We start from the raw sequence: 7,083 nt of genomic DNA on the forward strand, positions 1-7,083 counted from the left end.
TGCTGTCGCTTCGCTTTCGCACAGATAAAACATTTGTTGCTGTCGCTTCGCTTTCACACAGATAAAACAATTGTTGCTACCGCTTCGCTTTCGCACAGAAAACATTTGTTGCTGTCGCTACACTTTCGCACAGAAAACGTCTACTTCGCTGCAGGATTTCATCTGTGACGCTGTTCCCCAAGAAGTCGCCCTGCCGGAACGAAGATCAACTTATCCTCATGACATACGTTTTAAAATAACATCCCCAATTTTTGTTAAAGACTCATAATAAAGCATTTTTTGTAGTCAGTTATTATTATTCCCAATTTTAAAAAAACCTATCACTCCAAAGTAAAAACCTGATGCAAATTGCATCAGGCTTTAAAATTTTATTCTGCTAGTTGTTCATTTTCAACAGGCTTTGTCACTTCGCTATCTTCACTAACTACAACGTCTGGCTGTTGAATAGATTTACCGGATTTGCGCAATACGAAATATGCACAGCCAAAATTACAATACTCATATAAGTAATCTTGAAGTGTACTAATTTTCGTATCGAAAGTAGCTTTCTGATTTTTATCGTCAAAAAAGCCTTTTAAGCGTAATTGGTTATAGCCCCAGTCGCCCACAATATAATCATATCTAGCTAAAATATCTGAGTATCGCTCCTTGAACACTTCCTCTTGAAAAGCTTCTCGGTAATCTTCAATAAGCTCGTATTCATATCCTTCAATATTAATCAAAGTGACACCACCTTCTATTACAACATTTGATTTACAGCTCTACGTGTAACTGACGTTCTTTTGTTGCTTCGTTAACTTGTTCATCAGCATGATAGCTACTACGTACAAGTGGGCCTGCTTCACAATGTTTGAAACCTTTTTCCATTGCGATTTTACGCAGTTTACCAAACTCTATTGGAGAATAATACTTTTTGACAGCTAAATGCTTTTTCGTTGGTTGTAAGTATTGACCAATCGTCATAATATCTACGTTATTTGCGCGTAGATCGTCCATAACTTCAATAATTTCTTCCTCTGTTTCACCTAAGCCTATCATTAAAGATGACTTTGTAGGGATATCTGGCTGCATTTCTTTTGCCAAACGAAGAAATTCTAATGAACGCTCGTATTTCGCGCGTGCACGTACTCTTGGCGTTAAGCGACGCACTGTTTCAATATTATGATTTAAAATATCTGGCTTGGCATCCATTAAAATTTGAAGGTTCTCTTTCAAACCTCCTAAATCGGACGGTAAAACTTCAACAGATGTAGCTGGACTTTTACGGCGAATCGCACGCACGGTTTCAGCTAATACTTGTGCACCGCCATCCTTTAAGTCATCACGCGCTACCATTGTAATAACAACGTGCTTCAAGTTCATAATAGCTACAGAATCTGCTACACGTTCTGGCTCTGCTAAATCTAACTCATTTGGTAAGCCTGTTTTAACAGCACAGAAACGGCAAGCACGTGTACAAACCGATCCAAGAATCATCATTGTTGCTGTACGTCGTTCGCCCCAACATTCATGAATATTAGGACAGCGTGCTTCCTCACATACCGTATGCAGATTTTTTTCACGCATGAGCTTCTTTAGCCCTTTATATTCATCATTTGTGTTTAGTTTTATTTTTAGCCAATCTGGTTTTCTTAAATGTTCTTCTCTTTCTTTGCTTGTAGGTTTACAAGATGTCATATGAATATCGCCCCTATCAATAATTGTACATTTTGTATATTAACTATCTTCACTGTTGTCAATGTAACATAATATAGGAACTCCAACAACTATCACAGCAACTTTTCTATTTATCATTAGTTATAGGGACTTCAAGTGACGGCTGTACTGCTTTTTCACCATTAGAATAAACATCTGGCACTTTCCCCTGCGCTAAGCCCATTGCCACCGGAATATCCTGAGAAACTGTAGCAGTTTTACTAGCAAAAGGGACAATAATTTGTACATTTACCTCTAAACGAATTCCTACCTGCACAAATGCACTATTAATACCATACTCCGTTATTGAAGAAGTAACTTCACTATGCACATTGCCAACTACATGAAAACGCACCGGAATTTTAGGTCCTAAATTCCCGAGTAGAGGCATATTGGCTGCCTGGCTAATAGGTACATAAAAAACTACCCCATTACCTTCTTTTATCTTGTTGTAATCATATTCAACGTTATCAAGATTTGGTAAGCTCGACAACTCCCCTAGTTCTGCCTGCTCTAAATTCATTTTTACTTGCTTTACCGTTTCGGCACGAACTCGATTAATCATTTCTGTATCAATTTTCAAATCAGAGCTACCAGGGGATACTTCCACAAGAATATCGTTAATATTTAAAACATTTGTTGTGGCATTACTTACAACATAGGAAGCGATCTTATCCGTTTGTATTTCAGCATATTTTAAATAGGTTGGCATAAGCCGCTCATTCAGAAAATAAATAAATAAAAATATACCAACAATAATGCTTACAATTAAAAGGGTTAAACGATTCAACCGATTGCCCTTTTTTCGATAGTTACCAGAATTGCTATATGATCGTAATTTCATCCTTTTTCGAGGGAAAAACAAAAAAATCTCCTCCTGTTCCATAACGTATGAACAGGAGGAGAAATTTATTCGATTTTCTATGGTACAATGTAATCCGCTTCAACACTTTCAATTGTTACGGTTGGGTCGTCCACTAAATTAATTTCATATGTAGCTGCCACTAATTGATTTTGCTCCTCAAAAATACGAATCCATGGTAATGCTGCATACGGTGGATTTTGTCTTGATACAATACCTCGACGTCCATCCGATAATTTTAAAATAACACCGTTAGGATAATGGACAACAGATTTTTTCAATGCTTGCACAATGCGTGCTTCGTATATAGTTCCAGAGCCCGCCTCTACAATTGCTAGTCCCTGAGAAGGCAGCATTTTTTCCCGATATACACGACTTGTAGTTACCGCATCAAAGACGTCTGCTACACCAATAATTTTTGCAAACGGATGGATTTCAAAATCAACTAAGCCCCGTGGATAGCCACTCCCATCAATTCGTTCATGATGTTGGAAGGCACAATGCGCAACAAGCAATGATATGGAATGTAAATTACGTAATATGTCAAAACCGTATCGAGTATGTTGCTTCATCGTTTCAAATTCCTCATTCGTAAGCCGCCCTGGTTTTGTTAGGATCTCTTTTGGTACCATAAGCTTCCCTACATCATGTAACAAAGCGCCAATCCCAATCATACGTAAATCCTCAGCTGAATATCCAAGCTCTTTAGCAATTGCTATCGAATAAAGAGTGACTTGAAAGGAGTGTTGATATAAATATTCATCAAATAAATAAGCATCTGTTAGTATTGTTAAAATTTCTTCATTACTACTGACTGCCGCCAATAACTCATCTACAATTGAAATAATTGCTTTGGATTGCTTGTCAAGTACGTAAGAGGCATTTACTGAATTTAAACCATTGATTGATTGAAAAGAATCTTTAATGGTTGAAATGGCTTTATTTCGAATAACAGTTGGAACTGTTTCCTTTACCTCAATACCATCAGAAATTTTATCGTTTATATATATATAATGCGTATTTAATTGTTGAAGTCTTTGTATAATACGTGCATTAATGACAACGTCTTTCTTTAAAAGAGGGTGTCCTGCCTCATTCCAAATGGTTCTTCCTAATACCATTCCTTCTTTTACTACATCGATTGAAATTAATCGCATGACCTCTGCCCCAATCCATTCTAAAAGCATCTTTATCTATTGCTTAAAGAATCTTCGCCCATAATCTATCATAATATTTCGTAAAAATTCTGGTAGAATATATTTTTTCTTCGCATATTTAAAGCTTGGATAAAAATAACCGAATGTAAACAAATCAAGAGTTACTAATTTATAAATTCGATCGTTATCTGCAACCTTACCATTGATAAGCAATTGACGATCTTTATTCATTGAAAAGCCATAAGTCAGCATCTTCCCAAAAATAACGCCTCTAAACCCTAATCCTTTGAGCTCAATATAGGGCCACTCTTCATTTTTAGATTGCTGAAAAATCTCTTTCATTTCAGCAACTGATAATTCAATCGTACATAAATTTATAGGATGTGGGAAAATTCTATGCAAATCTAGTGCAGTCACTGTTCCTTTAGGTAAACCATCTAAAAAAATACCCGCATTAAATAGCGCACAGTCCGCTCCACTTTTTTCTAAAATGGCCTGTGCAAACAGATCGGATAACTGAGAATAATGGAACCATTCCTTATTGTACGATTTTTTCGTAGTGAATACTGGGATATCAAGTAATCGTTTGCCTTCTTTTTCCAAAGACTGCACGATATCATTTTCATTTTTAACCGTTGGCAAATCCTTATTATGAATTAACGAATCCTTTTTTTCAACAATTTTCCTCATTTTCTTATCATATTCTACCACAAAATGTCCAATAAATTGTCCAAATTTCCCCCCGCCTGTTAATAAAACGCCATTCACTAGTTTGCCATTCGGGAAAACATGATGTGTATGTGAGCCAAATATAACATCTATTTCTGGGCATTCTTCAGCTAACATCTCATCCTCTGTTATCCCTAAATGTGACAAACAGACAATAATATCTACCTCTTTACGAAGCTGAAGTGCTAAATGAGTAAGTGTGCTCCGTGCCTCATCCATCTCCCAGTTTAATTCCTTATAATAAATTTCAAACATAGCAGTTGCTGCAATAACTGCAATCTTTGTACCATGAGCTGTTGTTAATACAACATAAGGCTTCATCCACGCTGGACTTTTTCCTTGTGAGGCATATACATTGGCAACGACAACGTCAAAAGCTGCTTCATCATACAGATGGTATAGCTCCTCATGAGACAATGTTATACCTTCATTATTACCAATTGTCACTACGTCATAGCCAGCTTCATTCAATAACTTCACATTACCCTTACCGACTGTTGCTTCTGTATAAATATTGGAACGATCTAAATGATCACCGACATCAAATAAATAGCTTGTTTCACCCAGGTTTGTAAGCTCCGTACGCATCTCTTTCACATAGCTTTGCATTCGTGGCCAATACTTAAAATGACTGTGCAAATCATTCGTGTGAAAAATATGAATTTTTTCCAGCATTAATGCCACCTCTTCTTTAAATAGCTTCTGTATTTGTTAAATCAATTTATTCATCAGTAAAGTCAATTTACGAAAAATTGCAAATCAATACTACAATAAACCTTCGATAATAGAACGAATTCCCAATAATAATAAAATAACTCGAAGTGCTACTACAAGAGTTTCCGATTTAATTCTTTTATTTAATGCTGCCCCCAGTTTTGCTCCGATATAAGCCCCAGGAATAACAGGAATCGTATAGAGCCATGGCACATGTCCTAAATAAATATGACTTGCTGAATTAACAATCGACGATAGAAATACCATAAACATCGATGTTGCCACTGCAACATGCGGCGGGAACAAAAATAAAATAATCATGGCAGGCACCATCATCGAGCCTCCACCGATACCAAATAATCCAGAGGCAAAGCCAATGCCAAATGTTAATACAATTGCAAACCAAATTGGATACCCGTATACAAAAGAGTTTCCTTCATTATCCGTGAATTCTTGTTGAATACCATTTTTTACAAACCATTTTACAGGTTTCAATTTATCACGTACAAGTAATATCGTCGCCAAAATGATCAGTAAAATACCAAAGTATAAATTAAATGATGGTAAATCTAATCCTTTATTTACCCATGCGCCGAGCATTGTCCCAGGGATACTCCCTATGAAAAATATGAAACCGCTTTTATAATCAACTGTTTTCGATTTCATAAAGCTTAACGTTGAGGCAAGGCCAGTGAAAATCATCATGACAACAGATAAACCAACCACTTTTTGAGGAGTGATATCTGGAATCATCCCTAGATTTAATCCAACGAATAATGTAGCTGGGACTAAGATAATCCCTCCACCGAGCCCAACTAATGAGCCAATTAACCCTGAAAATAATGCAATAATAGCTAAAAGAATAAATTCCATTACAGTTCCCCTTCAAACATGTTTAATTGTTTAGGCGCTAACCCTACATCTTTAATCGCTAAAATTCCTTGTAACTCCTTTGCATTTTTTGCAGCATGAAGCCCTGAATTATTATTGAATAATACATACAAATCCTGTACTTCGGATTGGAGATGTTTCACATGCTGTCCAAGCTGCTGCAATTCTTCACTATTGTAATCATATAAAAAGCGAACCTTCCGCCAGTTTTCGGCATTACCAGTATTGCGCCACCCATGAATGTTACGTCCATGAATACGTACAAGTGCCTTAGTCGCAGTAACAGTAGGATAAAATGGTACAGAGCCTACACCAGCCTGTGGTTCATCACAAATAGTATGAATAAATTGATGCTCTCGTAAAAAATCCATTGTTTGCTGCACTACATTGTCTGCATACCATGTCTGATTACGAAACTCAATAGCTACGTCAAAGCCTTTAAGCTGCTGCCTAATATACAATAAATATTGTACATTTTTGGCCTGACAATCAAACCATGGTGGAAATTGTGCTAGTATCATCGCTAGCTTCCCATGACGTTTAAATTCATTGGCACATTCGATAAAGGCATTAAACATATCATTCTTCGATTCAAACGGTATATCACCACGTAAATGACCAGTCATTCCTTGATAGGCCTTCACCACAAAACGGAAATTTTCTGGCGTGTCCACACACCATTTTCGAACATTTTCTGTCGAAGGTATTGCATAAAAAGAAGTATCTACTTCTACCGTTAAAAAATGACCTGTATAATCGAATAATTTATCCTTTGAGGCAGTCACTCTACTATAAAGCGAAGGATGATCACCCCACCCCGTTAACCCAACCCAAATCATGTGACTCCCCCTCTATGTACATTATCATAGCACACACTTTCTAAACGAAATATGAACGTATCGTAAAAAACACACCTCATAAACAAAGCAAATACGGACATCACCATCATTTACCTATACGATAAAATATAGGTTCATCATCAAAACGTGTGGTTGATTTCCGTTCCGGCTGGGCGCTTTGCCGCTGACGCTTCGC

General features: G+C 36.9%; 7 protein-coding genes. All 7 read right to left on the minus strand.

What is annotated here, in order from left to right:
* Positions 1 to 368 precede the first annotated feature (368 nt).
* The 7 genes from QRN68_RS13110 to QRN68_RS13140 all read right to left on the minus strand — a co-directional run bounded on the left by QRN68_RS13110 (position 369) and on the right by QRN68_RS13140 (position 6,887).
* A complete protein-coding gene (locus QRN68_RS13110; protein ID WP_285397340.1) occupies positions 369 to 722 on the minus strand; it encodes a YutD family protein in 354 nt (117 codons plus the stop codon).
* A gap of 31 nt (positions 723 to 753) precedes the next feature.
* Positions 754 to 1,677 carry a lipoyl synthase gene (lipA, locus tag QRN68_RS13115; protein WP_285397341.1) on the minus strand — a complete coding sequence of 308 codons (924 nt, stop codon included), beginning with the start codon at positions 1,675 to 1,677 and terminating at the stop codon, positions 754 to 756.
* Positions 1,678 to 1,783: 106 nt separating this feature from the next.
* Positions 1,784 to 2,581: a sporulation protein YunB gene (yunB, locus tag QRN68_RS13120; protein WP_285397342.1), complete on the minus strand. Its 798-nt coding sequence runs from the start codon at positions 2,579 to 2,581 to the stop codon at positions 1,784 to 1,786.
* Positions 2,582 to 2,616: 35 nt separating this feature from the next.
* A complete protein-coding gene (locus tag QRN68_RS13125) occupies positions 2,617 to 3,714 on the minus strand; it encodes an HD-GYP domain-containing protein (protein WP_289419346.1) in 1,098 nt (365 codons plus the stop codon).
* A 36-nt stretch (positions 3,715 to 3,750) separates the two neighbouring features.
* On the minus strand, positions 3,751 to 5,118 hold the full coding sequence (locus tag QRN68_RS13130; RefSeq protein WP_285397344.1) for a bifunctional metallophosphatase/5'-nucleotidase: 1,368 nt from the start codon (positions 5,116 to 5,118) through the stop codon (positions 3,751 to 3,753).
* A gap of 90 nt (positions 5,119 to 5,208) precedes the next feature.
* Positions 5,209 to 6,030, minus strand: a complete 822-nt coding sequence (locus tag QRN68_RS13135; RefSeq protein WP_285397345.1) for a sulfite exporter TauE/SafE family protein — start codon at positions 6,028 to 6,030, stop codon at positions 5,209 to 5,211.
* Positions 6,030 to 6,887, minus strand: a complete 858-nt coding sequence (locus QRN68_RS13140; protein ID WP_285397346.1) for a DUF72 domain-containing protein — start codon at positions 6,885 to 6,887, stop codon at positions 6,030 to 6,032. Before QRN68_RS13140 ends, QRN68_RS13135 begins: the two co-directional genes overlap by 1 nt.
* Between the last annotated feature and the right edge of the window lie 196 nt (positions 6,888 to 7,083).

Source organism: Lysinibacillus sp. fls2-241-R2A-57 (assembly GCF_030209535.1).
Classification (GTDB): domain Bacteria; phylum Bacillota; class Bacilli; order Bacillales_A; family Planococcaceae; genus Lysinibacillus.